31 protein-coding genes and 1 pseudogene are annotated in these 25,787 nt (G+C 70.5%); 21 read left to right on the top strand and 11 right to left on the bottom strand.

What is annotated here, in order from left to right; genetic code table 11:
* Both PV721_RS22855 and PV721_RS22850 read right to left on the bottom strand, forming a co-directional pair.
* Positions 1-624: ice-binding family protein (locus PV721_RS22855; protein ID WP_319727281.1), on the bottom strand; the 624-nt coding region annotated here is incomplete at its 3' end.
* Between the two features lie 627 nt (positions 625-1,251).
* Positions 1,252-1,857: a hypothetical protein gene (locus PV721_RS22850; protein ID WP_319727280.1), complete on the bottom strand. Its 606-nt coding sequence runs from the start codon at positions 1,855-1,857 to the stop codon at positions 1,252-1,254.
* Positions 1,858-1,990: 133 nt separating this feature from the next.
* Here PV721_RS22850 and hemL point away from each other — a divergent pair, with 133 nt between their 5' ends.
* The 8 genes from hemL (at position 1,991) to PV721_RS22810 (ending at position 10,339) form a co-directional block, all read left to right on the top strand.
* Positions 1,991-3,313, top strand: coding sequence for a glutamate-1-semialdehyde 2,1-aminomutase (gene hemL / locus PV721_RS22845; RefSeq protein ID WP_319727279.1), 1,323 nt, complete (start codon positions 1,991-1,993; stop codon positions 3,311-3,313).
* Positions 3,310-3,990, top strand: a complete 681-nt coding sequence (locus PV721_RS22840) for a histidine phosphatase family protein (RefSeq protein ID WP_319727278.1) — start codon at positions 3,310-3,312, stop codon at positions 3,988-3,990. Before hemL ends, PV721_RS22840 begins: the two co-directional genes overlap by 4 nt.
* A 175-nt stretch (positions 3,991-4,165) precedes the next feature.
* On the top strand, positions 4,166-5,389 hold the full coding sequence (locus tag PV721_RS22835; protein WP_319727277.1) for a hypothetical protein: 1,224 nt from the start codon (positions 4,166-4,168) through the stop codon (positions 5,387-5,389).
* A gap of 154 nt (positions 5,390-5,543) precedes the next feature.
* Positions 5,544-6,191 carry a TlpA disulfide reductase family protein gene (locus PV721_RS22830; RefSeq protein WP_319727276.1) on the top strand — a complete coding sequence of 216 codons (648 nt, stop codon included), beginning with the start codon at positions 5,544-5,546 and terminating at the stop codon, positions 6,189-6,191.
* 4 nt (positions 6,192-6,195) lie between these two features.
* Complete coding sequence (locus PV721_RS22825) at positions 6,196-6,969, top strand: cytochrome c biogenesis CcdA family protein (RefSeq protein WP_319727274.1); 774 nt, start codon at positions 6,196-6,198, stop codon at positions 6,967-6,969.
* A gap of 13 nt (positions 6,970-6,982) precedes the next feature.
* Entirely contained in the window at positions 6,983-8,728 is a 1,746-nt protein-coding gene (resB, locus tag PV721_RS22820) for a cytochrome c biogenesis protein ResB (protein WP_319727273.1), read from the top strand.
* Positions 8,725-9,810, top strand: a complete 1,086-nt coding sequence (gene ccsB, locus PV721_RS22815) for a c-type cytochrome biogenesis protein CcsB (RefSeq protein WP_319727271.1) — start codon at positions 8,725-8,727, stop codon at positions 9,808-9,810. The genes resB and ccsB overlap by 4 nt, the downstream gene beginning before the upstream one ends.
* 25 nt (positions 9,811-9,835) lie before the next feature.
* Positions 9,836-10,339, top strand: a complete 504-nt coding sequence (locus tag PV721_RS22810) for an SRPBCC domain-containing protein (RefSeq protein WP_319727269.1) — start codon at positions 9,836-9,838, stop codon at positions 10,337-10,339.
* Positions 10,340-10,352: 13 nt separating this feature from the next.
* Here PV721_RS22810 and PV721_RS22805 read toward each other — a convergent pair whose 3' ends face one another.
* Positions 10,353-10,817, bottom strand: coding sequence for a MarR family winged helix-turn-helix transcriptional regulator (locus PV721_RS22805; protein WP_319727268.1), 465 nt, complete (start codon positions 10,815-10,817; stop codon positions 10,353-10,355).
* A gap of 93 nt (positions 10,818-10,910) precedes the next feature.
* On the opposite strand from PV721_RS22805, the gene PV721_RS22800 reads away from it, so the two are divergent.
* From PV721_RS22800 to PV721_RS22790, 3 genes and pseudogenes are all read left to right on the top strand, one after another.
* On the top strand, positions 10,911-11,282 hold the full coding sequence (locus PV721_RS22800; RefSeq protein WP_319727265.1) for a cupin domain-containing protein: 372 nt from the start codon (positions 10,911-10,913) through the stop codon (positions 11,280-11,282).
* Positions 11,279-11,824: pseudogene (locus tag PV721_RS22795) on the top strand (LysR substrate-binding domain-containing protein); the annotation flags it as partial. The gene PV721_RS22800 and the pseudogene PV721_RS22795, both read left to right, overlap by 4 nt.
* Before the next feature lie 190 nt (positions 11,825-12,014).
* Positions 12,015-13,139, top strand: a complete 1,125-nt coding sequence (locus PV721_RS22790; protein WP_319727284.1) for a hypothetical protein — start codon at positions 12,015-12,017, stop codon at positions 13,137-13,139.
* A 2-nt stretch (positions 13,140-13,141) separates the two neighbouring features.
* Here PV721_RS22790 and PV721_RS22785 read toward each other — a convergent pair whose 3' ends face one another.
* Positions 13,142-13,453 (bottom strand): PLD nuclease N-terminal domain-containing protein, encoded by a 312-nt coding sequence (locus tag PV721_RS22785; RefSeq protein ID WP_319727263.1) that lies wholly within the window; start codon positions 13,451-13,453, stop codon positions 13,142-13,144.
* A gap of 89 nt (positions 13,454-13,542) precedes the next feature.
* On the opposite strand from PV721_RS22785, the gene PV721_RS22780 reads away from it, so the two are divergent.
* The 4 genes from PV721_RS22780 to mqnP are packed head-to-tail and all read left to right on the top strand — an operon-like array spanning position 13,543 to position 16,560.
* Positions 13,543-15,000, top strand: a complete 1,458-nt coding sequence (locus PV721_RS22780; protein ID WP_319727262.1) for a menaquinone biosynthesis decarboxylase — start codon at positions 13,543-13,545, stop codon at positions 14,998-15,000.
* Positions 14,997-15,476, top strand: coding sequence for a hypothetical protein (locus PV721_RS22775; RefSeq protein WP_319727261.1), 480 nt, complete (start codon positions 14,997-14,999; stop codon positions 15,474-15,476). Before PV721_RS22780 ends, PV721_RS22775 begins: the two co-directional genes overlap by 4 nt.
* The gene (locus PV721_RS22770) at positions 15,473-15,640 is read left to right on the top strand and encodes a hypothetical protein (RefSeq protein WP_319727259.1); all 168 of its coding nucleotides are present in this window, start codon (positions 15,473-15,475) and stop codon (positions 15,638-15,640) included. The genes PV721_RS22775 and PV721_RS22770 overlap by 4 nt, the downstream gene beginning before the upstream one ends.
* Positions 15,637-16,560: a menaquinone biosynthesis prenyltransferase MqnP gene (gene mqnP / locus PV721_RS22765; protein ID WP_416371155.1), complete on the top strand. Its 924-nt coding sequence runs from the start codon at positions 15,637-15,639 to the stop codon at positions 16,558-16,560. Before PV721_RS22770 ends, mqnP begins: the two co-directional genes overlap by 4 nt.
* A gap of 34 nt (positions 16,561-16,594) precedes the next feature.
* On the opposite strand, the gene PV721_RS22760 is transcribed toward mqnP, so the two are convergent.
* Positions 16,595-17,215, bottom strand: coding sequence for a rhomboid family intramembrane serine protease (locus tag PV721_RS22760; RefSeq protein ID WP_319727257.1), 621 nt, complete (start codon positions 17,213-17,215; stop codon positions 16,595-16,597).
* A 90-nt stretch (positions 17,216-17,305) separates the two neighbouring features.
* Here PV721_RS22760 and PV721_RS22755 point away from each other — a divergent pair, with 90 nt between their 5' ends.
* Positions 17,306-17,995 (top strand): UbiX family flavin prenyltransferase, encoded by a 690-nt coding sequence (locus PV721_RS22755; RefSeq protein ID WP_319727256.1) that lies wholly within the window; start codon positions 17,306-17,308, stop codon positions 17,993-17,995.
* Here PV721_RS22755 and PV721_RS22750 read toward each other — a convergent pair.
* Positions 17,992-18,126 (bottom strand): hypothetical protein, encoded by a 135-nt coding sequence (locus PV721_RS22750; protein WP_267884487.1) that lies wholly within the window; start codon positions 18,124-18,126, stop codon positions 17,992-17,994. The two genes, PV721_RS22755 and PV721_RS22750, sit on opposite strands and share 4 nt — an antisense overlap.
* A gap of 122 nt (positions 18,127-18,248) precedes the next feature.
* Between PV721_RS22750 and PV721_RS22745 the strand changes: the two genes are divergently transcribed.
* From PV721_RS22745 to PV721_RS22725, 5 genes are all read left to right on the top strand, one after another.
* The gene (locus PV721_RS22745; RefSeq protein ID WP_030710106.1) at positions 18,249-18,704 is read left to right on the top strand and encodes an Lrp/AsnC family transcriptional regulator; all 456 of its coding nucleotides are present in this window, start codon (positions 18,249-18,251) and stop codon (positions 18,702-18,704) included.
* 60 nt (positions 18,705-18,764) lie between these two features.
* Complete coding sequence (mqnE, locus tag PV721_RS22740; protein ID WP_030710107.1) at positions 18,765-19,928, top strand: aminofutalosine synthase MqnE; 1,164 nt, start codon at positions 18,765-18,767, stop codon at positions 19,926-19,928.
* A 108-nt stretch (positions 19,929-20,036) separates the two neighbouring features.
* Positions 20,037-20,561, top strand: coding sequence for a GNAT family N-acetyltransferase (locus PV721_RS22735; RefSeq protein WP_319727254.1), 525 nt, complete (start codon positions 20,037-20,039; stop codon positions 20,559-20,561).
* A gap of 180 nt (positions 20,562-20,741) precedes the next feature.
* Positions 20,742-21,014, top strand: a complete 273-nt coding sequence (locus tag PV721_RS22730; RefSeq protein WP_319727282.1) for a DUF4229 domain-containing protein — start codon at positions 20,742-20,744, stop codon at positions 21,012-21,014.
* A 368-nt stretch (positions 21,015-21,382) separates the two neighbouring features.
* On the top strand, positions 21,383-22,705 hold the full coding sequence (locus PV721_RS22725) for a dicarboxylate/amino acid:cation symporter (protein ID WP_319727253.1): 1,323 nt from the start codon (positions 21,383-21,385) through the stop codon (positions 22,703-22,705).
* A 76-nt stretch (positions 22,706-22,781) separates the two neighbouring features.
* Here PV721_RS22725 and PV721_RS22720 read toward each other — a convergent pair whose 3' ends face one another.
* The 5 genes from PV721_RS22720 to PV721_RS22700 form a co-directional block, all read right to left on the bottom strand.
* On the bottom strand, positions 22,782-23,096 hold the full coding sequence (locus PV721_RS22720) for a hypothetical protein (RefSeq protein ID WP_319727252.1): 315 nt from the start codon (positions 23,094-23,096) through the stop codon (positions 22,782-22,784).
* Positions 23,093-23,413: a hypothetical protein gene (locus tag PV721_RS22715; protein ID WP_319727250.1), complete on the bottom strand. Its 321-nt coding sequence runs from the start codon at positions 23,411-23,413 to the stop codon at positions 23,093-23,095. Before PV721_RS22715 ends, PV721_RS22720 begins: the two co-directional genes overlap by 4 nt.
* Entirely contained in the window at positions 23,410-24,801 is a 1,392-nt protein-coding gene (locus tag PV721_RS22710) for a hypothetical protein (RefSeq protein WP_319727248.1), read from the bottom strand. The genes PV721_RS22715 and PV721_RS22710 overlap by 4 nt, the downstream gene beginning before the upstream one ends.
* Complete coding sequence (locus PV721_RS22705; protein WP_319727247.1) at positions 24,798-25,247, bottom strand: hypothetical protein; 450 nt, start codon at positions 25,245-25,247, stop codon at positions 24,798-24,800. The genes PV721_RS22710 and PV721_RS22705 overlap by 4 nt, the downstream gene beginning before the upstream one ends.
* 76 nt (positions 25,248-25,323) lie before the next feature.
* Positions 25,324-25,734, bottom strand: coding sequence for a contact-dependent growth inhibition system immunity protein (locus PV721_RS22700; RefSeq protein ID WP_319727245.1), 411 nt, complete (start codon positions 25,732-25,734; stop codon positions 25,324-25,326).
* Between the last annotated feature and the right edge of the window lie 53 nt (positions 25,735-25,787).

Below are 25,787 nucleotides of genomic sequence, written 5' to 3'. Positions count from 1 at the left end.
CGGCCCGGGCGGGCCAACGGCGCAGGCCGCCCTCGTGATGGTGTTGGTGTCCAGCGTCACCGCGCCATTGCGCGCCAGGGCGCGGCCCTCGAGCACGGCGCCGGTGTTCAGCGTGATGGACGTCAGGGCCAGGATGTTGCCCTTGAACTGGGTGTTCGTGTCGAGCGTGGCGGAGCTGCCCACCTGCCAGAACACGTTGCAGGCATTTGCTCCGTTGATCAGGGCTACGACGCTGTTCGGAGCCGTGATCAGGGTCGAGGGGATCTGAAAGATGAAGACGGCCTCGGGGTTGTTCTGGCCGTCGAGAGTGACCGTTCCGGTCAGGTTCAGTGTCGACGAGGCCGTGTAGACGCCGGGCGCCAGCGTCAGTCCGCCGATGTCGGGCGGAGTGGCGGTGCCGGGTCCCCGGCTTGCCGCGTCGTTGTAGGCGATGACGAGGTCGGACTTCGCCTGAGCGGCGGCGGCGTCGGTGATGTGCTGCGTTCCGTTGACGATGCCGGGCGGGAAGCCGGTCACCGAAGTGCCCGGGTGGAGCCCCAGATCGCCGTTGATGACGGTGGGGCCCGTGTTGGTGACCGTCGAACCGGCGAGGACCGCGTAATTGGTGGCGGTCCCCAGGTTCACGGGGGCTTCCAGGGCGTGAGCGAGGTTCGGGACCAGGGTTGCCGCCGCCAGGAGCGCTGCGGGGAGCAGGACGAGGACTCCCCGTTTGAACAGACTGCGTCGAGGCTTTTTGTCGGGTGGACCCGACCGGATGACATCCAATGCCACAGCAGGACCTTTCTTGTTGCTTGGGGTCTCAGTCCTCCCGAAGGAGGTTCCCGAGCGCCCGTGACGATGGCTACTCAGGGCCGCAAGCCCCTACCTGCGCAGGCGCGCAGGCTCCCCGTGAGCGGGGACCGAGAGCGACTTCCCACCCGAGGTAGTGATACGCCGTCACGTCGGTGGAGTCACGCATATTTCATAGCAATAGGCGATAAATCAGAAAAAATGGTCTATGTGAGTGACGTGGCGTCAGGAGCTGGCGTCAGGAGCAGTGCGCGAAGGCGGAGAGTGCGCCGCAGTCCGCTACCGGGCCGCCTACGGGTGACGAAAGAAGCAGGTCAGCGCCAGACCAGGCAGTGCCCTGACGGGAACGGATGACGCCCCACACCCTTCGAGCCGGGCGTGGGGCGTCATTCGGCGCTGGGCGATCGACGGCGACCGACAGGTTTCCTGCGAGGCGCATGTCGTCCAATGAGCATGGTCAGGTCAGGGCCAGACCAGGCAGTACGGCTGGTGCCCGGCTTCATGCAGCCGGTGGGAGAAGTCCTGCCACTCGTGGAGCAGCTGGTAGACGTTGAAGGCGTCGCTCGGGCCGCCGCGGTCCGGGACCGTGGACCAGATGAAGGCCGCCGCGCCCACCGATTCCTCGCCGATGCCGCGCAGCGGGTCGACCACCGTCATGGGGAGCTTGACCACCGCGTAGTCGGGGTGGAGGACGACCAGCTCCAGCGGCGGGACCTTGTGCAGGGGTATGCCCTCGATGCCGGTCAGGACCATCGCGGCCACCGTCTCCGGCTTGATCTTGGTGAAGAGGCCGCCCATGCCGAGCTCGTCGCCGCCGAGCTCCTCGGGCCGCATGGTGACCGGGACGCGGGCCGCCGTGGCTCCGTCGGGGGCGCCGAAGTACTTGTACGTCACACCCATGCCGCGACCCCTGGGCGGGTCCTCGGCGGGCGTCGTGGGCCCCGGGACGGCGTCGGCCGCCTCCGTGGCACGGCGGTGCTTGCCCCGGCGGCGGGCCTCGCGGGCTTCGCGGGCGCGCTGCGGATCGAGGCCGTCCGTACCCTCGCCCGGTCCACCACCGCGTTGCATATCTCCACCCGACTGGTCTTGCTTGCCCCGGCCCCGCGGCCCCCGCCACGCAGCCTGATCATCATGGCAGTGACCTCCCCCGCGGCGACGCGGTGAAACGCCCGTCCGCAAGTCTGTCGCGGCCTCTGAGACCATGGCTGGTGTGAGCTACCCGTACCCGTATGAAGCCCCAGTTTCGCAGACGCTCTTCGAGCGCGCCTCCCTCGTGACCCCCGGCGGCGTGAACTCTCCCGTGCGCGCCTTCCGCGCCGTGGGCGGTACGCCCCGGTTCATGGTGTCCGGCACCGGTCCGTACCTCACCGATGCCGACGGTCGGGAGTATGTCGACCTCGTGTGCTCGTGGGGACCGATGATCCTCGGCCATTCCCACCCCGAGGTGATCGCGGCCGTCCAGGCGGCCGTGGCCCGCGGCACCTCCTTCGGCACGCCCGGTGAGGGCGAGGTGGCGCTCGCCGAGGAGATCGTGGCGCGCATCGAGCCCGTCGAGCAGGTGCGGCTCGTCTCCTCGGGGACGGAGGCCACGATGTCGGCGATCCGCCTGGCGCGCGGTTTCACCGGCCGGGCCAAGGTCGTGAAGTTCGCCGGCTGCTACCACGGCCATGTGGACGCGCTGCTGGCCGCGGCCGGTTCCGGGCTCGCGACCTTCGCCCTGCCGGACACCCCCGGTGTGACGGGCGCGCAGGCCGGCGACACGATCGTCCTCCCCTACAACGACCTGGAAGCGGTCCGGGCGGCCTTCGCCGCGCACCCCGGCGAGATCGCCTGCGTGATCACCGAGGCCGCGCCCGGCAACATGGGCGTCGTGACCCCGACGGAGGGCTTCAACCAGGGGCTCGCCGACCTCTGCCGCGAGAACGGCGCCCTGTACATCTCCGACGAGGTGATGACGGGCTTCCGCACCTCCCGCGCCGGCTGGTACGGCGTCGACGGGGTCAAGCCCGACCTGATGACCTTCGGCAAGGTCATGGGCGGCGGCTTCCCGGCGGCGGCCTTCGGCGGCCGCGCCGACGTCATGGGCCACCTCGCGCCCGCCGGCCCGGTCTACCAGGCCGGCACCCTCTCCGGTAACCCGATCGCCACCGCCGCCGGCCTCGCGCAGCTGCGCCTGCTGGACGCGGCCGCGTACGAGAAGGTCGACGCGGTGTCGAAGGAGATCCAGGGCCTGGTCAGCGGGGCGCTGGCCAAGGAGGGCGTGGCGCACCGGCTGCAGACCGCGTCGAACATGTTCTCCGTCTTCTTCACCGAGGACGAGGTGCGCAACTACGACGACGCCAAGAAGCAGGAGAGCTTCCGCTTCAACGGCTTCTTCCACTCGATGCTGGCGCAGGGCGTCTACCTGCCGCCGTCCGCCTTCGAGTCCTGGTTCGTTTCCACCGCCCACGACGAGCGGGCGGTCGAGCGCATCGCGGCAGCGCTGCCCGCCGCCGCCCGAGCCGCCGCGGAGGCCACCGCATGAGCAGCAGCGAGATCACCGTCGTGCACCTGGTGCGCCACGGCGAGGTGCACAACCCGGACGGGGTCCTGTACGGGCGCCGCGAGGGCTACCACCTCTCCGAGCTGGGCCGTCAGATGGCGGACCGGGTCGCCGAGCACCTCAAGGGCCGGGACATCTCCTACGTGGTGTCCTCCCCGCTGGAGCGGGCGCAGGAGACGGCGGAGCCGATCGCCAAGGTCCACGGCCTGAACCTGGCGACCGACGCCCGGCTGCTGGAGGCGGAGAACGTCTTCGAGGGCAAGACCTTCGGCGTCGGGGACGGCGCACTGCGCAAGCCCGGCAACTGGAAGCACCTGACGAACCCGTTCAAGCCCTCCTGGGGCGAGCCGTACGTCGAGCAGGTGGTCCGGATGATGAGCGCGCTGGAGGCCGCGCGCGACGCGGCCCGCGGCCACGAGGCCGTGGCGGTCAGCCACCAGCTGCCGATCTGGATCGTGCGCAGCTTCGCGGAGAAGCGCCGGCTGTGGCACGACCCGCGCCGCCGCCAGTGCACCCTCGCCTCGCTGACGTCCTTCACGTTCCAGGGCGACAAGCTGGTGTCGGTGGGCTACAGCGAGCCGGCCAGGGACCTGGTCCCGGCGCACCTGCTGGCCGGCGCGAAGCCGGTCAAGGGTGCGTCCAAGGCGTTCGGCGCCTGACGGATCGTTACGCCGTCCCGCTCCATGATCGACACTCTGTTACGAAGCGTTACAGTTTTACCTAAATAAATACAAGTTGCGCCGGGAATCACCCTTCCAATGCCGCAAGTCGCTCTGAATTGTCCGTTTATATGGAATTCGACGCGGGCTTGCGAGGGACGACGGGGAGGGTGGCGTGGGCGACTTCAGTCGAAGGGGAGTGCTCGGACTCGGGCTCGGGGCTGCCGCCGCGGTGGGGATCGCGGGCTGCGGCTCACCCGGCAGGACCGAGCCCGGCACCCCCGGGCCGATCAAGAACCCCAAGCCCGGCGGGAAGCCGGCCGAGGTCATCGGTGACGGCTCCACCGCCGACACCGGCCCGCAGCCGAACCAGCCGGACAAGCCCGTACCCCTGCAGCCGGGCGAGACCCCGCCGCAGTTCGTCGTCTTCAGCTGGGACGGCGCGGGAGAGATCGGCAACGGCCTCTTCCCGCGCTTCCTCAAGCTCGCCAGGGACCACGGTGCGGCCATGACCTTCTTCCTCTCCGGCATCTACCTGCTGCCCGAGTCGAAGCGGAGCCTCTACCGGCCGCCGAACAACCCGGTCGGGGCCTCGGACATCGGCTACCTCAAGGACGAGAACGTCCGCTCCACCCTGAAGTACGTCCGCGAGGCCTGGCTCGACGGGCACGAGATAGGCACGCACTTCAACGGCCACTTCTGCGGCGGGGCCGGCTCCGTCGGCCGGTGGACCCCGGACGACTGGCAGAGCGAGATCGACCAGGCTGTGTCGTTCGTCACCAACTGGCGCACCCACACCGGCTTCACCGACCTCGACCCCCTGCCCTTCGACTACCGCAAGGAGCTGACCGGCGCCCGCACCCCCTGCCTCCTCGGCCGGGACAACCTGCTGCCGACCGCCCAGAGGCTGGGCTGGCGCTACGACTCCAGCTCGCCCGGCGGCCTCCAGGTCTGGCCGGTGCGCCGGTCCGGCGTCTGGGACCTGCCGCTGCAGTCCCTGCCGTTCCCCGGGCACTCCTTCGAGGTGCTCTCGATGGACTACAACATCCTCGCCAACCAGTCGAAGAACACCACGAGGGGCGTGCCCGCCAACTACCCGGCCTGGCGCAGCCAGGCCACGGCCACCTACCTCGGCGGTTTCCGGCGGGCCTACGAGACCAACCGCGCGCCGCTCTTCATCGGCAACCACTTCGAGGAGTGGAACGGCGGCATCTACATGGACGCCGTGGAGGAAGCCCTCAAAGGCATGGCGGACAAAAGGGATGTACGGCTCGTATCCTTCCGGCAGTTCGCCGACTGGCTGGATGTCCAGGACCCCAAGGTGCTCGCCAGGCTCCGCGGACTCGGCCCGGGCCAGTTGCCGGCCGGCGGGTGGAACACGTACCTGACGACGGCCTGACGACGGCCTGACGACGGCCTGACGACGGCCTGACGACGGCCCGGCCGCGGGCCGACAGCTGGCCGGTCTGCGCCCGGCCATTGCCTGACCAGGGCATTGACACCCCTGCGGGGGGCGCGGTAGATCCGCGAATTGCTCATGCGAAACTTTTCACATGAGCCTTAGCCGCGCTGCTGTCCGTCGAAGTAGCCGCCGCTCGACCAGCGGCCGCGCCACCCTGCTGCCCGTCCTGACCGCGGTGACCGTCGCGGGCGTCATGGCCCTGACGTCCTGCAGCGGCTCGGACGGCGGCAAGACGACCTCCACCGGCGGCAACTACGTCACGGGCGCGACCGGCATCTCCACCGCCGCCAAGGGGGAGCGCTCCGAGGCCCCCAAGCTCGACGGCGAAACCGTCGACGGCAAGACCCTCGACACCACCACCCTCAAGGGCAAGGTCGTCGTCCTCAACGTCTGGGGCTCCTGGTGCCCGCCGTGCCGCGCCGAGGCCCCCGCCTTCGCGAAGGTCTCCAAGGAACTGGCCGACGCCGGCAAGGACGTCGCCTTCGTCGGCATCAACACCCGCGACACCAGCACGCAGAACGCGGTCTCCTTCGAGGAGACCTTCGGGATCACCTACCCGAGCCTCTACGACCCGGCCGGGAAGCTGATGCTGCGCTTCCCCAAGGGCACGCTCAACCCGAACGCGATCCCCTCCACGATCATCCTCGACAGGGAGGGCAAGATCGCCGCCCGCACCCTGGCCCCGCTGGGCGAGGAGCAACTGCGCTCGATGATCGACCCGATCCTCGCGGAGCAGTGACCTCGTGGTCGACTACGTGCTCGCCGCCGAGGCGGCCGGCGTGAACACCACCGTGCTGAGCGGGGCGCTGCTGCTGGCCCTGCCCATCTCGGTCCTCGCCGGGCTCGTCTCCTTCTTCTCGCCCTGCGTGCTCCCGCTGGTCCCCGGCTACCTCTCCTACGTGACCGGCGTCAGCGGAGCCGACCTCGCCGAGGCGCGGCGCGGGCGGATGCTGGCGGGCGCGGCCCTGTTCATCGCCGGCTTCACCGCCGTCTTCGTGTCCACCGGCGCGCTCTTCGGCTACTTCGGGGAGACCCTCCGGGAGAACAACGAGATCATCTCCCGGGTCCTGGGCGGCCTGGTGATCGTTCTCGGCCTCTTCTTCATGGGCGCGATACCGGGTCTGACGATGCGGGAGTTCCGCTTCCACAAGAAACCGACGGCGGGCCTGATCGGCGCCCCGCTGCTCGGCGTGCTCTTCGGCGTCGGCTGGACCCCCTGCATGGGCCCGACCCTCGCGGCCGTCACCACGCTCTCCCTCGACCAGGCGAGCGCCGGCCGGGGCGCGCTGCTGACCGTCGCCTACTGCCTCGGACTCGGTCTGCCGTTCATCCTCACCGCGGTCGCGTTCCGCAAGGCGCTCGGCGCATTCGGCTGGGTGAAGAAGCACTATGCGTGGGTGATGCGCATCGGCGGAGGCATGCTGATCCTGACCGGTCTGCTGCTCGTCACAGGAATGTGGGCCAGCATCGTCAGCGACATGCAGAGCTGGACCCAAAGCTTCACGGTGGGGATCTGAGGACTACACGGACATGAGTACGACTGACAAGGCACCCTCCGAGGCGTCGCCCGAGTCCGCCGCTGCGGACGCCACCGAGTCCGCCGCCGCGGACCCCGCGGAGGCCGTGGCCGGAGCCCAGCTCTCCACCGCCCCCCTGGAGGACAGCCCCACCGGGCCGGCCGTCGGCATCGGCGTGATCGGCTGGGCCCGCTGGTTCTGGCGGCAGCTCACCTCCATGCGGGTGGCGCTGATCCTGCTCTTCCTGCTGTCCCTGGGCGCCATCCCCGGCTCCCTCATCCCGCAGAGCAACGTCGACGAGACGAAGGTCATCGACTGGAAGCGCACCCACGCGTCCTGGGTGACCGTCGCCGAGAAGCTCCAGCTCTTCGACGTCTACAGCTCGGTGTGGTTCTCCGCGATCTACCTGCTGCTGTTCATCTCGCTGGTCGGCTGCATCCTGCCGCGCTCCTGGCAGTTCGTCGGCCAGCTCCGCGGCCGCCCGCCGGGCGCCCCCAAGCGGCTCGACCGGCTCCCCGCCCACACCACCTGGCGCACCGGGAAGACTCCGGACGAGGTCCTCTCGTACGCCACGGCGGTGCTCCGCGGGCGCCGCTTCCGCACCGAGGCCGGCGAGGGACACGTCGCGGCGGAGAAGGGCTACCTCCGCGAGGCCGGCAACCTGATCTTCCACGTCGCGCTGATCGTGATGCTGGTGGCCTTCGCCTGGGGCCAGTACTTCAAGTCCGAGGGCGGCAAGCTGGTCCTGCGCGGCACCGGCTTCTCGAACACGCTCACCCAGTACGACGACTTCAAGGCCGGCACCCTCTTCCACCCCGACGACCTGCCGCCGTTCAGCTTCACGCTGGACCGGTTCGACGCGACGTACGAGCTGACCGGCCCGCAGAAGGGCACCCCGCGCGACTTCAAGGCGTACGTCACCTTCAGCGACGGCGCCCACGGCAAGCCGCAGAAGCGCGAGATCCAGGTCAACAAGCCCCTGCACGTCGACGGCTCCAAGGTCTACCTGCTGGGCCACGGCTACGCGCCGATCATCTCGGTGACCGACCCCACCGGCAAGGTGATCTTCAAGGACGCCGTGCCGATGCTGCCGCAGGACTCCAACCTGACCTCCACCGGAGCGATCAAGGTCACCGACGGCTACAAGGACAAGAACGGCAAGCAGGAGCAGCTCGGCTTCAACGCCGTCTTCGTGCCGACCTACGCCGGCGAGGGCCAGGGCACGATGTTCTCCCAGTTCCCGGCCGTGCTCCAGCCGCGGCTCATGCTCAACGCGTGGCACGGCAGCCTCGGCGTGGACTCGGGCCTGCCGCAGAACGTCTACGTGCTCAAGACGGACAAGATGCAGTCCTTCAAGGACGAGTCCGGCGAGGCCTTCAAGCAGAAGCTCTCGCTCGGCGACACGATGACCCTGCCGGACGGCGCGGGCACCGTGAAGTTCGAGGGCATCGAGCGGTGGGCCACCTTCTCCGTCACCCACCAGCCCGGCAGCGGCCTCGCCCTCGCCGGCGCGATCGCCGCCATCGCGGGCCTGGCCGGATCCCTGTTCATCCAGCGCCGCCGGATCTGGGTCCGCGCGGTGGCCGGCCCGGACGGCGTGACCGTCGTCGAAATGGCGGGTCTGGGCCGCAGCGAGTCCGCCAGGCTCCCGCAGGAGCTGGCCGCCCTCGCCGCCGCGCTGCACCAACAGGCGCCGACCGCGCCCGCCGCACTTGCCGAACCACGTGTCGAAGAAACCCCTGAAGGAGAGCGCGGATGACGCCGCTCGCAGCCGCAGCCAATGAGAATCTGGCTCAGATCAGCAACTACCTGATCTATTCGTCGATGGCGGTCTACACGCTCGCCTTCTTCGCGCACATCGCCGAGTGGACCTTCGGCAGCCGCAGCAAGGTGGCCCGTACGGCTGCCGCGCTGACCGGCGCCGACGGGGCCCAGGACGCCCCCGCCGTGCAGGTCCGCGGCAAGGGCGGCGGCACGGCCGTCCTCGACCAGCCGAAGGTCGTCACCCGCTCGGCCGCCGGCACCCGCGACGTGCCGGACGGCCCCGGCGCCGGCGGCGGCACCGTGCAGGGCGACCTCTACGGGCGGATCGCGATCTCGCTGACCGCGCTCGCCTTCCTCATCGAGGCGGGCGGCGTCCTCGCCCGCGCGATGTCGGTGCAGCGGGCCCCGTGGGGCAACATGTACGAGTTCTCGATCACCTTCTCCACGGTGGCCGTCGGCACGTACCTGGCGCTGCTCGCCCTGAAGAAGAACGTCCGCTGGCTCGGCCTGATCCTGGTCACCAGCGTGCTGCTGGACCTCGGCATCGCCGTCAAGATCCTCTACACCGACAGCGACCAGCTGGTCCCGGCCCTGCACTCGTACTGGCTGTGGATCCACGTCTCCACCGCGATCTTCTGCGGCGCCGTCTTCTACATCGGCGCGGCCGGCGCGGTCCTCTACCTCTTCCGCGACGCCTACGAGGGCCGGCTCGCGAACGGCCGGACCGCGGGGAAGTTCTACGCGTCCGTCATGGAGCGGCTGCCCTCCGCGGCCTCCCTCGACAAGTTCTCGTACCGGATCAACGCCGCCGTCTTCCCGCTGTGGACCTTCACGATCATCGCGGGCGCGATCTGGGCCGGCGACGCCTGGGGTCGCTACTGGAACTGGGACCCCAAGGAGGTGTGGTCCTTCGTGACCTGGGTGGCGTACGCCGCCTACCTGCACGCCCGCGCCACCGCCGGCTGGAAGGGCCGCAAGGCCGCGTACCTCGCGCTCTTCGCCTTCGCCTGCTGGATCTGGAACTACTACGGCGTGAACATGTTCCTCAACGGCCTGCACTCCTACTCGGGCGTCTGACCGGCGGGAGTGGGACGCTGGTGGCATGTCTCTCGTGAGCCACGCCACCAGCGAGCGCCGCGGCGAAGACCGCTGGCTGCTCCGCTTCGAGCTGCACCTGCCGTACTCCTACGCGGCGCTCTGGCCCGCCCTGACCACGCCCGAAGGGCTGCGCGGCTGGCTGGCCGCGGCGGACGTCCTGGAGCGCAGGCTCGGCGGGGCGGTCACGCTGCGCTGGCTGAACACCGGGACCGTGGCGACCGGGCGGGTCACCGCCTGGGACGTGGAACGGGTCGCGGAGTACACGGTCACCGAGCACGGGCGGATCCGCTTCCACCTGGAGGCGGTCGGGACCGATTCGACGGTGATCCGGTTCGTTAACGAGCGCGGCGGGCCGGAGAACGAGCGCCTCGACTGCCTGGCCGGCTGGCACGAGCACTTCGAGCTGCTGGAATCCGCGCTGGCCGGCCGGCCGGCGAACTGGGCGGCCTGGACGGACGCCCGCTGGTCGCAGCTGCGCGACGCCTACGCCTCCTTCACCAGGGCCTAGCCACCGCCCGCCCTCACCACACCGGGCGCAGGGGCGGCAGAGCGCCGTCCCCGTGGAGCGCGCGCACGAGGCGCCCGAGCTCCTGGCGCAGGACCGTGAGGTCGGCGCTGCCGGCCAGTTCGGCCTCCAGTTCGTGCAGGATCCGGCCCGCGACGTCGAGGTGGGCATCGGCGGCCGGGGTCAGCACCACCAGCTTGCGGCGGCCGCCCCCGGGGTGCGGCTCGCGCCGGACGTAGCCGCGTTTCTCCAGGTCGTCGACGATCTGTCCGGCGGCCTGCTTGGTCACCCCGAGCCGTTCGGCGAGCTCCGTGGCGGTGGCGCCGGGGCCCTTCAGGGCCTGGAAGGCCATGCCGTGCAGGGGGCGCAGGTCCGGGTATCCGGCCTCGGCGACGCGCCGGGTGAACTCGCCCAGCACCAGCTGGAAGCCCAGCCCGAGCAGGAAGGTCAGCTCGACGCCCTCGTTCTCGTCTCTCGTCACGCAAATATGGTGACACAACCGAGTCAAGCTGCTTTACTCACTCAGTCGAGTAAAGCAGCTTGACTCACTTGCGACGAGAAGACGAGGACCGCCTTGCACGTCATCACCGTTTCGCCCGAGCACGTCACCGCCACCCCGAACGCCACCATGACCGGCCACGCCGCCCCCAGCCGGGGCAGCTCCGAGCTCAGCACCTGGCACGTCGACATGGCCGCCGGCAGCACCGGACCCGAGCACTCCGTCAACCGCGAGCAGGTCTGGCTGCTCACCGCCGGCTCCCTGGAGGTCACCTGCGACGGGCGCACCGAGAAGGTCGCCGCCGGCCAGACCCTGGTCCTTCCGCCCGGCGTACTGCGCCGGATCCACGCCCGCGAGAACTTCGAGGCGTACGTGGCCATGCGCGCCGACGGGGTGGTCACCGTCCCGGGGACCGAGGGCACCCGCGTCCTGCCCTGGGCGCAGTGACCCGAAGGGGTCAGGAGCGCGCGGCCGCCGCACCGGGGGCCGGGGCGGCCGGGCCCGGGGCCGGTGAACCGGCCCCGGCGCCCGCCCCGGCCACCACCCGGCCCGCGTCCGTCCGCCGCAGCCCCGGTGTGCTGCCCTTCCTGCGCACCAGCCGCAGCGTCGCCCTCACCGCCCTCGGCCGCCGGCTGCGGGACGACCTCGAACCCCACCGCCGGGGCATCGCCGCCGCCCTCGAACGGGCCGCGGCCGCCGCCCGCGCCGCCGGCGGCGTCCTGCACGTCGGCTTCACCACCCCGCCCACCGGGGAGCTCGCCATCGAGACGGCCGAGGCCCTGCGCGCCACCCACCCCGGGCCGGCGGTCGAGGTGTGCGAGGTGCCGCTCTCCGACCCGTACGGGCGGCTGCGCAGCGGCGACTTCGACGTACAGGTCGCCGAATTCCCGATCCGTGAAGTTGGCTTGGGGGAGGGGCCGGCGCTCCTCGCAGAGGCCCGGGTGCTGGCCGTGGCCGCCGGGCACCCGCTGGCCGGCCGGGGCGCGCTGCTCACGGCGGCCCACACGGCGACGTACCACGCCCGCCCGGGCGTCTCCTGCGTCCCCTTCGCGGACGCCGAGCCGGTCGGCTACGGCCTGGTCTGGCGCAAGGCCGACAACTCGGGCGCCGTACGTGCCTTCGCGCGCGGCGCTGAAAGCCTCCGGCCGAAACGTTCCCGCCTGAGGCACCCTTGGCTCCATGATCTCCGAAGACGACCCCAAGAGACCGGCGAACCACATGAGTTGGCAGGCGACGACGCTCCCGATCGGGATAGGCGCGGTCGCACTGCTGGCGGGTGCTCTCCTGATGCTGGTGCCCGTGCGGACCGCCGACGCGGCCGCCCGCGACTTCGCCGCCGCGCAGGCCTGCGCCCCCGGCCTGCCGCCCCGCGCGGAGGCGCAGTGCCGGAGCTCGGTCCCGGCGACGCTGGAGCGGTACGGGATGAGCGGGGGTCTCTCCAGGACCGAGCACATCGAGGTCGTGCGAGGTGACGGGAAGAGGCGGCGCGTCGACCTGGAGCAGGACTTCCACCGGACGGTCCCTGCGGCGGGCGACCCGGTGCGGCTGGTCAGCTGGCGCGGTGAGGTCCGATACGTCACCTACGGCCCCGGGTACGCGCACACCGCCTTCACCGAGGCGAATCCGTACCGCGCGTACGCGGTGCCGTTCGGCTGGGGGGCGTTGCTGCTGGTCCTCGGGGCGCTGCTGGTCTGGGTCGGCTCCTGGCAGCGCTGGCTGTCCCACCGCTCCCGGCGGGCCGACCCCTGGCAGATCGGGGTGCCCACCGTGACCCTGATCCTCCTGGCCGCGGGGGTGGTGGGCCTGCCCATGATCGGGGACGCCCGGATCGAGGAGGCCCTGTACCTGAGCGGCGCCGGCGCCGGTCTCGCCGTCCTCGTCATCGGCGCCGTCTGGCTCTACCAGCGCGTGCGCGGCGACAGCGACACGATCGTGGTGGCGCCGCGCCGTGACGAGCGGGTTCACGTCATCGAGGCCCAGGTCCTGGGGGACAACACGGTCTTCGGCCCGAAGCCCTACCTCGTGGTGGCCCCGGGGGTGCTCGCCTTCAGCATCGACCCGACCGGGACCCACGGCCGCACCCCGCTGCCCTCCGGGCTGGTGCTGGAGAGGGTCCGCCCGGTCTTCGCCTCGGACCCCGGCGCCAAGGACCTGTACGTCGGCCGCTCCGCGCGCCCGTGCCTGGTGGCCCAGTGCCGGGACGGGGAGCGCGAGGTGCTCATCGCCGTCCGGCGCAAGAACATGCGGTGGCTGGTCGGCGCCCTGCCGCAGGCGGACCCGGCGGCCGTGCCGGACCGGTCCTAGTCCTAGTCCTGGTCCTTGTCCTTCTTGTCCTTGTTGTCCTGCTCGTCGCGCAGGGACTTCAGGAACTCCGGGTTGTCGTCGGGCGCGACCCACCGGGTCCGCCCCCGGGCCCCGCGACCGCCACCGCCGACGGCCGAGCGCTTCTTGCCCGCGAACAGCCACACCACCGGTCCCACGATGGAGAACAGCAGGATGATGATCACCCACACCACCTTGGGGAGGTGCTTGACCTCTTCCTCGGGCGTGTTCAGGCAGTCGATGAAGGCATAGACGGTCAGCGCGAGGATCAGCAGGAACGGCAGATAGCGCAGCACGGTGTGGAACCGACTCCCCGGCAGTGACGGCAGGCCCGCTCGGGCCCCGGTGACACCTCCAGAGTAGTTGGTGACGGATACTTGCCCCTATGGCTTACGACGATCTCCGCTCGCTGCTCCGGGCTCTGGAGCGGGAGGGCGACCTCAAGCGCATCAAGGCCGAAGTCGACCCGTACCTGGAGGTCGGGGAGATCGTCGACAGAGTGAACAAGGCGGGGGGCCCGGCCCTCCTCTTCGAGAACGTCAAGGGCTCGGCCATGCCGCTGGCCATGAACGTCTTCGGGACCGACCGCCGCCTCCTGAAGGCCCTCGGCCTGAAGTCGTACGGCGAGATCAGCGAGAAGATCGGCGGCCTGCTCAAGCCGGAGCTGCCGCAGGGCTTCATCGGGGTCCGCGAGGCCTTCGGCAAGCTCGGCTCGATGGTCCACGTGCCGCCGAAGAAGGTGAAGGGCGACTCCGCGCCCGTCCAGGAGGTCGTCCTCACCGGCGACGACGTGGACCTCGACCAGCTGCCGGCGCTCTTCACGTGGCCCAAGGACGGCGGGTCCTTCTTCAACCTCGGCCTGACCCACACCAAGCACCCCGAGACGGGCGTGCGCAACCTCGGCCTCTACCGCCTCCAGCGCCACGACAAGCGCACCATCGGCATGCACTGGCAGATCCACAAGGACAGCCGCAACCACTACGCCGTCGCCGCCAAGCGCGGCGAGCGGCTGCCGGTCGCGATCGCCTTCGGCTGCCCGCCCGCGGTGACGTACGCGTCCACCGCGCCGCTGCCGGGCGACATCGACGAGTACCTCTTCGCCGGCTTCGTCGCCGGCAAGCGGATCGAGATGGTCGACTGCAAGACCGTCCCGCTGCAGGTCCCGGCCCATGCCGAGGTCGTGATCGAGGGCTGGCTGGAGCCCGGCGACATGCTTCCGGAGGGTCCCTTCGGCGACCACACCGGCTTCTACACCCCGCAGGAGCCGTTCCCGGCCCTGAAGATCGACTGCGTGACGATGCGCAGGCGTCCGCTGCTCCAGTCGATCGTGGTCGGCCGGCCGCCGACCGAGGACGGGCCGCTGGGGCGGGCCACGGAGCGGTTCTTCCTTCCCCTCCTCAAGATCATCGTTCCGGACATCGTGGACTACCACCTGCCGGAGTCGGGCGGCTTCCACAACTGCGCGATCGTCTCGATCGACAAGAAGTACCCCAAGCACGCGCAGAAGGTCATGCACGCCATCTGGGGCGCGCACATGATGTCGCTGACCAAGCTGATCATCGTGGTGGACGCCGACTGCGACGTCCACGACCTGCACGAGGTGTCCTGGCGGGCCCTCGGCAACACGGACTACTCCCGCGACCTCACCGTCGTCGAGGGGCCGGTGGACCACCTGGACCACGCCTCGTACCAGCAGTTCTGGGGCGGCAAGGCGGGCATCGACGCGACGAAGAAGCTGCCCGAGGAGGGCTACACCCGCGACGGCGGCTGGCCCGACATGGTCGAGTCCGACCCGGCGACCGCCGCCCTCGTGGACCGCCGCTGGAAGGAGTACGGCCTGTGAGCCCGATCCCCGTCACGGGCCCTGGCCTGCTCATCGGCAGCCCCACCGCCTACGTGACCCTCGAACGGCCACAGATCGACCCCACCGACCCGGGCGTCCGGCTGGCCGCCGAGCGGGCGGGCGTGACGGCCGAGGAGTTCGCGGGCCCCGGCGACGTCTGGGCGCTGATGTGGGAACAGGAGGACGGCGAGGGCGGTGGCTTCGAGCTGCCCGGTCTGCGTGACGCCGAAGCCGAGGACTTCGCCGAGCGGCTGCGGCTCGCGCTGGGCACCGGCGAGGCATGCACGGTCGAGGCCGGAGCCGTGCTCCGCCTCGACGTCCGCCCGGCCGGCGCCGACGGCTACGCCTTCACCGCCCGGATCACCCCGCCCGAGGGCGAGGACGAGGAGGCCGAGCCCGCGACCCTGGAGCTGGACCCGGTCCCCACAACTTCGCTCCTGGCCCACCTGGAAGAGTTCCACCGGAGCCTTGGGTGACCCCGAGACTGCGGATCGGTGACGACGAGGTCCGGGTCGCGCTCACCGGCCCCGGGGAGCCGTCCGACGGCGACCGGACCAATCACCTCGACATGGAGACAGGGCCGGTACCGCTCGACGGGCTGAGGGCCGAACTCGAACAGTTCCGGAGGGATCTCGCATGATGACCACCGCCGAGGGCGTCCTCGGACCCGGCCCCACGCCGCAGGCGAGCGGCAAGGTCAAGGCCTTCCTGCGGCTCGTGATGATCGAGCACTCGGTCTTCGCGCTGCCCTTCGCCTACATCGCCGCGCTCACCGCCATGTTCCAGCTCGACCGGAACGTGCACTGGGGCAAGCTGCTGCTCGTCACCGTCTGCATGGTGGGGCTGCGCACCTTCGCGATGGCGGCCAACCGGATCATCGACCGCGAGATCGACGCCCGCAACCCGCGCACGGCCGGCCGCGAGCTGGTCACCGGCGCCGTGTCGGTCCGCTCGGCCTGGACCGGCGCCGGGATCGCGCTCCTCGTCTTCCTCGGTTCGGCGGCCCTGCTGAACCCGCTCTGCCTGATGCTGGCGCCCGTCGCGGTGATCCCGATGGTGGTGTACCCGTACGGCAAGAGGTTCACGAACTTCCCGCACGCCATACTGGGCCTGGCCCAGGCCATAGGGCCGATCGGTGCCTGGCTGGCGGTCACCGGCGCGTGGTCCTGGGACGCGGTCATCCTGGGCCTGGCGGTGGGCGTGTGGATCGGCGGCTTCGACCTGATCTTCGGCTCCCAGGACGTGGCCTCGGACCGCGCGGACGGCGTCAAGTCCGTCCCGGCCCGCTACGGCGTCCCGGCCGCCCTCTGGGGCGCCCGCGGCGCCCACGTCGTGACCACGGCCCTGCTGGCCTGCTACGCCCTCGCCACCGACGCGGGCGTGCCGTTCTGGGTGGGCCTGGCGATCGTCGTCGTCGCCTTCTTCTACGAGCACACCATAGTGACCCCGCACGACCTGTCCCGCCTGAACCGCGCCTTCTTCACGGTCAACGGCTTCATCGGCATTGCCCTGTTCGTGTGCGCCCTGCTGGATCTCGTGGTCCGGGGGCTGACCTTCTGAGCAGCCTGCGGCCCGCCCGTGGACCCCTCTGCCGTCAGCCCGTGAGGACGGGCCGCCGGCGGGCCGGGCGGCGGTAGAGCAGGGCCGTCGCCACGCCGCCGACCAGGCCGCAGAGGTGTCCCTGCCAGCTGACGCCCGCGTCCGTCGGGAGGATGCCCGTGACGATCGTGCCGCCCCAGACGGCCGCGATGCCCAGGGCGACGGCGACGCCCAGCACCTTGCGCTCCACGAAGCCGCGGACGAGCAGGTAGCCGAAGAGGCCGAAGACGACGCCCGAGGCGCCCAGGGTCATGGTGTCCGACGGGGAGATCAGCCAGGTGCCGATGCCGTCGGCCAGCATGATCAGCCCGCACACCGCGAGGAAGTGCCGGATCCCGGACAGGGCCGCTATGAAACCGAGGACCAGCAGCGGAACGCTGTTGGAGGCGACGTGGTCGAAGCCGAGGTGGAGGAAGGACCCGGTGACGACGCCCGTCAGGCCGTCCGGGTCGCGGGCCACGATCCCGTACGCGTCCAGCGCGTGCCCGGTGACGTAGTCGACGGCCTCCAGGGCCCACAGCAGTGCCACCCAGCCCAGCATGAGCTTCGCGGCGGCCTTCGCGCGGTCGCCCTGCCGCCACTCGCCCTGATGCACCGTCGTGCTCGTCGTGCTCATCGTGTCCGTCCCCCTCGTAGCGCCCCAAGTACGGAACGTCCAGGCACCTTACCGAGTGCCCGTCGGCGGTGGCCGGATAGTCTCGGAGGTATGACTGAGCGCAAGCGCACCCCGTGGGTGGTCGGGGTTTCCGGGGCGTCCGGGACGCCGTACGCGGCGGCGGTGCTCCGCGGGCTGCTGGCGGCGGGGGAAAGCGTCGACCTGGTGGTCAGCCGGGCTTCGCGGCTCACCCTGTTGGACGAGACCGGGATCGCCTTCCGCGACGCGCACTGGCGGGACGATCTGGGGGAGTGGCTGCAGCGGGGGGCCGACGGGAAGCCCGGGACCTTCGCGCGCCCGGAACTGGACGACGTCCGCTACTGGGGCGCGGGGGACCTTGCGGCCGGCCCGAGTTCGGGCTCGTACCCGGTCAAGGGGATGCTGATCGTCCCCGCGTCCACGGCCTGCGTGGCGGGGGTGGCGCTCGGACTGTCGAAGGACCTGCTCCAGCGTGTCGCGAGCGTGACGCTCAAGGAGCGGCGCCGGCTGGTGGTCGCGGTGCGGGAGACCCCGCTGAACGGGCAGACGCTGCGGCATCTGGTGGCGCTGGACGAGGCGGGCGCGATCGTGCTGCCCGCCTCTCCGGCGTTCTACGCGGGCGCGACGCACATCCAGGATCTGGTGGACTTCGTCGCGGGGCGGGTGCTGGACGCGGCAGGGGTGCCGCACCGGCTGTACCGCCGCTGGGAGGGGGAACTGGGAGGCTCCCGCATTCCCCGGGAGGCGAACGGTGGTGACTAGGCCTTCTTGCCGGACAGCGGCTTGCGGGCCTTGTCGACGCGGTAGGCGGCGGCGGGCTGGTGGGCACGGGATCGGTTGGCCAGCTCCTGGAGCTGTCGCATGTGTGCGTGGGCCATCTCGATCGTGAACACGGTGAACCACTCCTGAAGATCGTTAATGATCTGCCGAAAGATTTCACAGGGTGTTGACCCTGTGTGCCTTAGATTCTATACCTAGACTTGCAGGATCGCCGAATAATGGAAGGCTCCACGTAATGGACACGGTGGACAGGCAGCTCATCCAGGCACTCCGGGAAAACGGTCGTGCCTCGTACGCGGAGCTGGGCCGTCTCGTGGGCCTCTCCGGCCCCAGCGTCACCGACCGCATCAACCGTCTGGAGACGGCCGGCGTCATCACCGGCTACCGCGCGACGGTGGACTCGCGTTCGCTCGGCCTCGGCGTCACGGCGCTGATCGGACTCTCCATGTCCGATGCCGCCGACCACGAGGACGTGGCCCGACGGCTGCGCGACCTCAACGAGATCGAGGACTGCTGGTTCATCGCGGGCGACGACTCCTTCATGCTCAAGGTGCGCGCCAACGACGTGGACGGCCTGGAGAAGATCATCCGCAGGCTCTCCGGCACCAAGGGCGTCTCGCGCACCCGCACCACCATCGTGCTCTCCACGAAGTGGGAGAACCGGGTCGGGGAGCTGCCCGAGGAAGCCTGAGAGTACGGTGGGGCAGGGTTCGCAGGACAGGCAGAGGCATCTAGAGGAGGCGACCGGCACATGGACGCTGGGCTCAAGCGTGAGCTGGAGGAGAAGGTCCGCTCCGGCGAGCGGCTGACCCGTGAGGACGGCATCGCCCTCTACGAGTCGGACGACCTGGCCTGGCTCGGTGGCCTCGCCCACGAGGTGCGCACGCGCAAGAACGGTGACGTCGTCCACTTCAACGTCAACCGGCACCTCAACATGACGAACGTGTGCACCGCCTCGTGCGCGTACTGCTCTTTCCAGCGCAAGCCGGGCGAGAAGGACGCGTACACGATGCGCATCGAGGAGGCCGTGCGCCTGGCCAAGGCCATGGAGAACGACAACCTCACCGAGCTGCACATCGTCAACGGCCTGCACCCGAACCTGCCGTGGCGCTACTACCCGCGCTCGCTCTCGGAGTTGAAGAAGGCCCTGCCGAACGTCTCGCTGAAGGCGTTCACGGCGACCGAGATCCACCACTTCGAGACGATCTCCGGCATGTCGGCCTCCGACATCCTGGACGAGCTGATCGAGGCCGGCCTGGAGTCGCTCACCGGCGGCGGCGCGGAGATCTTCGACTGGGAGGTGCGCCAGCACATCGTCGACCACCGCACCCACTGGGAGGACTGGTCGCGCATCCACCGGCTGGCGCACTCGAAGGGCCTCAAGACCCCCTCGACGATGCTGTACGGGCACATCGAGGAGCCGCGCCACCGCGTGGACCACGTGCTGCGGCTGCGCGAGCTCCAGGACGAGACCGGCGGTTTCCAGGTCTTCATCCCGCTGCGCTACCAGCACGACTTCGTTGACATGCAGGACGGCAAGGTGCGCAACAAGCTCCAGGCGCGCACCACGATGGCGACCGGCGCGGAGGCGCTGAAGACCTTCGCCGTCTCGCGGCTGCTCTTCGACAACGTGCCGCACGTCAAGGTCTTCTGGGTGATGCACGGCGTGCAGACCGCCCAGCTCGCGCTGCAGCACGGCGCGGACGACATGGACGGCTCGGTCGTCGAGTACAAGATCACGCACGACGCGGACAACTACGGCACCCCGAACAAGCTGGGCCGTGACGACCTGCTGGAGCTGATCCGGGAAGCGGGCTTCCGCCCGGTCGAGCGCAATACGCGCTACGAGATCATCCGCGAGTACCCCGGTCCGGACGCGGGTCTGCGCGAGACCCCGCAGGCGATGCGGGTCTGACGTCCCGTCGGTCCCGTCCGACCCCCTCTCGGTGAGTTAACCCCGGCCCATGGGCCGGGGTTTAACTTTTTCTGGACCGGCCGATGAGGTAATGGGTAAACTTGCAAAATGACCCTTACTTTCACCCTGGACCCGGTCGTCGACCCTTCCCTGCGTGATGGAATCCTCGGGCTGTGGGCCGACGTCTCGAACGCGGGCGGCGCCGTGGGCTTCGTACCGCCCGTCGTCGTCGACGACATCCGCCCCGCACTCGACAAGCACCTCGCCGGCGTCGCCGACGGGAGCTGCCGCCTGCTCGTCGGGCGCGACGGGGACGGCTCGGTCGCCGCGACCGCCTTCCTCACCCGAAACGCCCACCGGCTGCAGCTCCACTGGCTGTGGGCGTACACGGTCATGGTCCATCCGCGCCATCAGGGCAAGGGCTACGGGCGCGAGCTGATGGCCGCGACGGAGGCCGCGGCCCGCTCCCTCGGCGGCATCGACGCGATCCGCCTCACCTGCCGCGGCGGCCACGGCCTGGAGGACTTCTACGCGGCCTGCGGCTACAAGGAGGTCGGCCGCGTGCCCGGCGCGGTCCGGGTGGCCCCGGGCGACGACCGCGACGACATCACGATGCTGCTGCCGCTGTACTGACGGGCGCGGCCGCCCGGCCCCGTACCCCGGAGCGCCGGCGCGGGGCCCCGGCGTGCTTCACTGGACGGGCACCGGCCGGCGTACGGCCGGCTGCCGACGCACCCGCCGACGTACGACCACGACGAGAGAGAAGGGGTCACCGTGTCCCTCAAGCCGAGCGCAACGATCCGATACACCGCGATGCGCCTGGGCATCTTCGTCGGATGCCTCGTCGTCGTCGCGGGCCTGGTCCGGCTCGGGTGGGTGCCCGCCGGGCTCGGCGACGCCAACGCCGCCTGGGTCGTGCTGCTCGCCCTCGTCCTCTCCGCCCCGCTCTCCTTCGTCCTCCTGCGCAAGCAGCGCGACGAGATGTCCCAGCAGATCTCCGGGCGCGTCGCGGGTGCGAAGGAGAAGCTCGCCGCGAACCGCAGCCAGGAGGACCGGGCCGACGACGCGGCGCGCGTGAGCTCGTAACGGCACAGTTGGCTTCATCACACATCGAACCGCCCCAGCACCGGGTATACCGCCCGTAACGCTGGGGCGGTCGTGTTTTCCGGGCCGGCGCAAGAGGGCCTCGTGCGCCGTTGTCTCAAAGGGCCCCTTTGAGATTCCCAAAGGAGAAGTGTTAGCGTGTTGAACATGTTGACCACAGCTGCGCACCCGACGACCACGAGCGTTCCGCTCGTGATGCGCCTGCACGTCGACCTCTGCCGCCGCGCGTCCGCGGCCTGTTGCTGTTGAGCTGAATCGATACAGCAGCGGTCCCGGCCGGCATTCCCGGCTGCCGCACCGCCTCACCACTGCAGCACTTCCCCCCTGTCTTTGTGCGTCACCTCCGGAGAGTGTCCGTGTCCGCGACCCCCCAGGCCCCTGCCAAGGCCTCGTTCAAGTTCCCCTTCTGGGCCCAGATCGTCGCCGGTCTCGCGCTCGGCGTCCTGTTCGGCTGGATAGCCCGCAGCCAGGACGTCAGCTGGCTCGCCACCACCCTGGAGAAGACCGGCGACATCTTCGTCCAGCTGCTGAAGCTGGCCATCGCCCCGCTCGTGTTCTTCGCGATCCTGGTGTCGATCACCAACCTGCGGAAGGTGAACAACGCCGCGCGGCTCGCCTCGCGCACGCTGCTCTGGTTCATGATCACCTCGCTGATCGCGGTCGGCATCGGCCTCGCGATCGGCCTGCTGACCGACCCCGGTTCGGGCACCGGCCTCACCGCGGCCGACGGCAAGGAGCCCAAGAAGACCGGCTCCTGGATCGACTTCCTGACCGGGATCGTGCCGACGGACATCGTCACGCCGTTCACCGATCTGAAGGTCCTTCAGATCGTCTTCCTGGCCGTCGTCGCCGGTATCGCCGCCCTCCAGCTGGGCAGCAAGGCGAAGCCCGTCCTGGACCTCGCCGAGTCCGCCCTGGAGCTGCTCCAGAAGGCCCTGTGGTGGGTCATCCGCCTCGCCCCGATCGGCACCATCGGCCTGATCGGCACCGCGATCGCCACGTACGGCTGGGACCTGATCGGCAAGTACGCGACCTTCACCGCCGACATCTACATCGGCTGCGCCCTCGTGATGTTCGGCGTCTACCCGCTGCTGCTCGCCACGGTCGCCAAGGTCAACCCGCTCCAGTTCTTCAAGGGCGCCTGGCCGGCCATCCAGCTGGCCTTCGTCTCCCGCTCCTCGGTCGGCACCATGCCGGTCACCCAGAAGGTCACCGAGCGCCTCGGCGTTCCGAAGGAGTACGCCTCCTTCGCCGTCCCGTTCGGCGCCACCACCAAGATGGACGGCTGCGCCGCGATCTACCCGGCGCTCGCCGCGATCTTCATCGCGCAGATCTTCGACGTGCAGCTGGGCGTCAAGGAGTACCTGCTCATCGTCTTCGTCTCGGTCATCGGCTCGGCCGCCACGGCCGGTCTGACGGGCGCGACGGTCATGCTGACGCTGACCCTCTCCACGCTGGGCCTCCCGCTGGCCGGCGTCGGCCTGCTGATGGCGATCGACCCGATCCTGGACATGATCCGCACCGCCACGAACGTGGCCGGCCAGGCCCTGGTACCGGTCATCGTCTCGGCCCGCGAGGGAATCCTGGACAAGGAGGCCTACGCCTCCGCCTCGGCCTCCGCGCTGGACGAGGAGCCGTCCACCGCCCCGGCCCCGGTCGCCGTCGCGGCCTGACCTCCCGCACTCGCCGCAGCCCCCGCCCCCGTCCGGGCGGGGGCTGCGGCGTTTGCCGGGAGGCGTGCCGCAGCCGTCAGACGGTCTGCGCGCGGAAGTACGCAACCGTCGCGAGCAGGAACGGCACGGCGAACCACCACCGGCCCATGGTCCGCCGGAAGACGGGGGTGATGGTGATCAGCAGCCCCAGCAGACACAGGACGACGGAGCAGTTGCCCATGAACCGGGCGTCTTCGCGGAGCTGGTCGTACGGCGACTCGGGCCGCATGGCCACCGCGGCGTAACAGGCGAACGCGGCGGGGACGTAGAGCAGGACGAGCGGGATCGCGAGCACCCACTGCAGGCAGCCCCGGTCCTGGGGCAGGTCGATGTTCTCGCGGGGGAGCCTCATCCGAGCGTCACCATCCGGATCCACGCGATCGCGCCGAGGACGACCGGCGGGGCGAACCACCACGGGCCCAGGGTGCGGCGGACGGGCGGGACGAGGGTGATCAGGATCCCGAGCACGCTGAAGAGGAGGGCGAAGAGGGCCATCGCCGTCGTTCCGGCGTAGCCCGGATCGTCCCACTCGGCCGCCGGCCCGAAACGCACCGCCGTGTAGACGAAGAACGCGTTGAGCAGGTGGAGGAGGCCGAGCGGGACCCCGAGGACCCACCTGAGGAAGCGCTGGTCCTCGGGCAGGCCGGTGTTCTCGCGGGGATTCGTCATCGCATCGCTTCCTTGACCTGGCCGAGCCCCTCGGTGAAGTTGTCACCGTAGTCCTGCGCCTTCTGCGACTCCCAGTACGGGCCGCCGTTGTAGCGGGCGGCGATCTCGCGCATCTGGGCGTCGGTCAACTGGTCGGCCGGCACGTCCGCGTACGGGGTCTCCGACTTGATCTGGGCCAGGAATCCGGCGGCTATGAACGCGTTCTGCCGGTGGTCCTGGAGGGACTCCTCCACGAGAGCGCGCTGGGCCTCCGTGAGGTGCGCGGGGTCGTAACCGAGCACTTCGGCGCCGCGCCGGACCTGGATGGCGATCGGCCCGAAGGAGGTCTGGTCGGGCACGCCGCCGAGCCGGTTCGGAAGGTTCTCGGGCGTGACGGGGCTCAGGGGGAACGCGGCGGTGTGGCGGATGTGGTCGGTGAAGTCGTCGACGTAACCGCCCTGTCCGGCGATCTCGTTCCAGGCGATCCCCGCGACCAGCTCCTCGGGCAGTCCCGCGTGCTGGGCGGCGGCCCGGAGGACCTCCTTGTTGCGGGAGATCCACTGGGCCTTCTCCCGGTCGTCGTCCGGCGGGTTCCAGTACATCTCCTCGCCCTGCGGCAGCCCGGCGATGCGCATCCGGATGTCCTTGAGCTCCGGCGACACGTAGGTCTTCTCCCCGACCGTCCCGTGCATCTCCCGCTTCGGGCCGCTGCCCGGCAGATGGGTCAGCGGGCTGTTGCGCGCCTCCTCGCCCTCCCGGCGCAGGTCGGCCATGGCGGCGTACAGGTCGGGCCGTTCGCCGCCGCCCTGGACCCGGAGCGCGGGCATCAGCTCGTACGCCTGCTTCAGCGCGTGGACACAGGTGTCGCGCGCCTCCTGCTCGACGGTCTTGGCGAGGTGGAAGCCGCCGCCCGCGGCGTCGTGGAGCCGGTTCGCCTCGTCGCGGATGTCGTCCACGTCCATGGTCACTTCGGCCAGGAAGTCGAAGACGCCGGTCGTGGCGCGCATGTCCTCCCACTGGCGCATGGGCTCCGCCTGCTGGGCGACCTTGGTGATGGCGACGCCCTTGGTGCCGATGAGCGCGGCGAGCGCCCGTTCCGACCGGGCGCCGTTGCGGTAGTGGGACTTGGCCGTCTCCAGCGCCAGGGCGTAGGCGTGCAGGGCGCTCGCGGCCTTGTCGAAGCCCTCGGCCATGTGGGTCACCAGCTCCCGGGCATCGGTGAGACGCGCGAAGTACGTCGTACTCCCGTCGCTCTCCCACTTGGTGCGCTCCGCCCGCCGGGCGGGTTCCTCGACCTGTACGAGGAGGTCGCGCAGCCGGCGGAACTCGGCCGCGTTCCGTTCGACCAGCGCGGGATTGCACTCCGCCATGAACTTCACGTCGGCGTGGTAGCTCAGGCCGCTGCTCATCTGTCCTTGTCCTCCGGCTTCAGGTACACGCCCGTTTCCACGATGCTGCGGAGGAAGGAGGCCGCGGTGTCGTCGTCCACCCGGGCGAAGCTGGTGCCGGTGGTCTTGAGGCGGGTGGCCAGGCCGGCGAACAGGGCGACCGTGTCCTTGAACTGGTCGTCGGCGAACCGGGCGAAGCGGAGGGCCTGCGCCGCCACATCGGGGTGCGCCCGGGGCGCGCGGGCCATCGTGCTCGCGTCGCCGTCGGGGCGGCCCTCGTGCAGCAGCGCGGCGATCTCGATCAGCAGGTTCGCGTTGCCGTTGATGGACGAGACCCCGGCCACCAGGCTCCCCGCGGCGCCGCCGCCGCCGGGCTCGGGCGCCACCTGATTGAGGCGCAGGGGAACGGGCCGCTCCCCGGCCTGCGCGGCGGCCTTGTGCTCTGCCCACTCCGCGTCGAACGTCATGACTACCCCCCGATGTGGTGATCATGTGCATGTTAAGCCGGACAAGCCGCCCACGACGCCGCGCCGTCGACGCGACTCACTCCCCGACGCGCCCCAGGCCGCCGGGCCCTGCCAGGCGGGCCAGTTCGGCGGTGGCGGCGGGCGGGAGGCCCTCGACGGCCGCGGTGAGCTGCGCGGCCAGGTCCGGGAACAGGGCCCAGGCCGAGGCGGGCAGGGCGAGGACGGCGAGCAGGAGGTCGCCCTCGTAGAAGTACGCGTCCAGCATCGGGTCTTCGAGCAGCAGGGTCACGGCGAGGGGGAGGGTGTATGGGAGGGACACCTGCTGGGCGACGAGCGTGCGGAGGTCCGCCGGGGTCAGGGTGGACAGCGGTCGGCTGCGCAAGGCGTGGACCCTGGCGACGAGTTGCGTCGTGTCCGCCGGCGCGGGCGGCCACGGGGGCCCGTGGAGTTCGTCGAGGGTGCGGTCCAGGTGGAGGAGGCGTTCCATCAGGCCATTGTGGCCGCGCGCGGTGTGGCGGTGGCCGGGGCGTGGGTTTCCGG

Origin of the sequence: Streptomyces sp. MB09-01, assembly GCF_033794505.1 — a bacterium.
GTDB lineage: Bacteria > Actinomycetota > Actinomycetes > Streptomycetales > Streptomycetaceae > Streptomyces.
The sequence above is the reverse complement of the archived record's forward strand: the minus strand, read 5'-3'. Positions and strand labels throughout refer to the sequence as shown.

What these genes read in the sequence shown, in the direction of transcription:
- PV721_RS22850 (WP_319727280.1), bottom strand. Translation starts at nt 1,857, where the DNA reads ATGCAACGCGGTGGTGGACCGGGCGAGGGTACGGACGGCCTCGATCCG.
- hemL (WP_319727279.1), top strand. Translation starts at nt 1,991, where the DNA reads ATGGCTGGTGTGAGCTACCCGTACCCGTATGAAGCCCCAGTTTCGCAG.
- PV721_RS22840 (WP_319727278.1), top strand. Translation starts at nt 3,310, where the DNA reads ATGAGCAGCAGCGAGATCACCGTCGTGCACCTGGTGCGCCACGGCGAG.
- PV721_RS22830 (WP_319727276.1), top strand. Translation starts at nt 5,544, where the DNA reads ATGAGCCTTAGCCGCGCTGCTGTCCGTCGAAGTAGCCGCCGCTCGACC.
- resB (WP_319727273.1), top strand. Translation starts at nt 6,983, where the DNA reads ATGAGTACGACTGACAAGGCACCCTCCGAGGCGTCGCCCGAGTCCGCC.
- ccsB (WP_319727271.1), top strand. Translation starts at nt 8,725, where the DNA reads ATGACGCCGCTCGCAGCCGCAGCCAATGAGAATCTGGCTCAGATCAGC.
- PV721_RS22810 (WP_319727269.1), top strand. Translation starts at nt 9,836, where the DNA reads ATGTCTCTCGTGAGCCACGCCACCAGCGAGCGCCGCGGCGAAGACCGC.
- PV721_RS22790 (WP_319727284.1), top strand. Translation starts at nt 12,015, where the DNA reads ATGATCTCCGAAGACGACCCCAAGAGACCGGCGAACCACATGAGTTGG.
- PV721_RS22780 (WP_319727262.1), top strand. Translation starts at nt 13,543, where the DNA reads ATGGCTTACGACGATCTCCGCTCGCTGCTCCGGGCTCTGGAGCGGGAG.
- mqnP (WP_416371155.1), top strand. Translation starts at nt 15,637, where the DNA reads ATGATGACCACCGCCGAGGGCGTCCTCGGACCCGGCCCCACGCCGCAG.
- PV721_RS22760 (WP_319727257.1), bottom strand. Translation starts at nt 17,215, where the DNA reads ATGAGCACGACGAGCACGACGGTGCATCAGGGCGAGTGGCGGCAGGGC.
- PV721_RS22755 (WP_319727256.1), top strand. Translation starts at nt 17,306, where the DNA reads ATGACTGAGCGCAAGCGCACCCCGTGGGTGGTCGGGGTTTCCGGGGCG.
- PV721_RS22745 (WP_030710106.1), top strand. Translation starts at nt 18,249, where the DNA reads ATGGACACGGTGGACAGGCAGCTCATCCAGGCACTCCGGGAAAACGGT.
- mqnE (WP_030710107.1), top strand. Translation starts at nt 18,765, where the DNA reads ATGGACGCTGGGCTCAAGCGTGAGCTGGAGGAGAAGGTCCGCTCCGGC.
- PV721_RS22735 (WP_319727254.1), top strand. Translation starts at nt 20,037, where the DNA reads ATGACCCTTACTTTCACCCTGGACCCGGTCGTCGACCCTTCCCTGCGT.
- PV721_RS22730 (WP_319727282.1), top strand. Translation starts at nt 20,742, where the DNA reads ATGCGCCTGGGCATCTTCGTCGGATGCCTCGTCGTCGTCGCGGGCCTG.
- PV721_RS22720 (WP_319727252.1), bottom strand. Translation starts at nt 23,096, where the DNA reads ATGAGGCTCCCCCGCGAGAACATCGACCTGCCCCAGGACCGGGGCTGC.
- PV721_RS22715 (WP_319727250.1), bottom strand. Translation starts at nt 23,413, where the DNA reads ATGACGAATCCCCGCGAGAACACCGGCCTGCCCGAGGACCAGCGCTTC.
- PV721_RS22710 (WP_319727248.1), bottom strand. Translation starts at nt 24,801, where the DNA reads ATGAGCAGCGGCCTGAGCTACCACGCCGACGTGAAGTTCATGGCGGAG.
- PV721_RS22705 (WP_319727247.1), bottom strand. Translation starts at nt 25,247, where the DNA reads ATGACGTTCGACGCGGAGTGGGCAGAGCACAAGGCCGCCGCGCAGGCC.
- PV721_RS22700 (WP_319727245.1), bottom strand. Translation starts at nt 25,734, where the DNA reads ATGGAACGCCTCCTCCACCTGGACCGCACCCTCGACGAACTCCACGGG.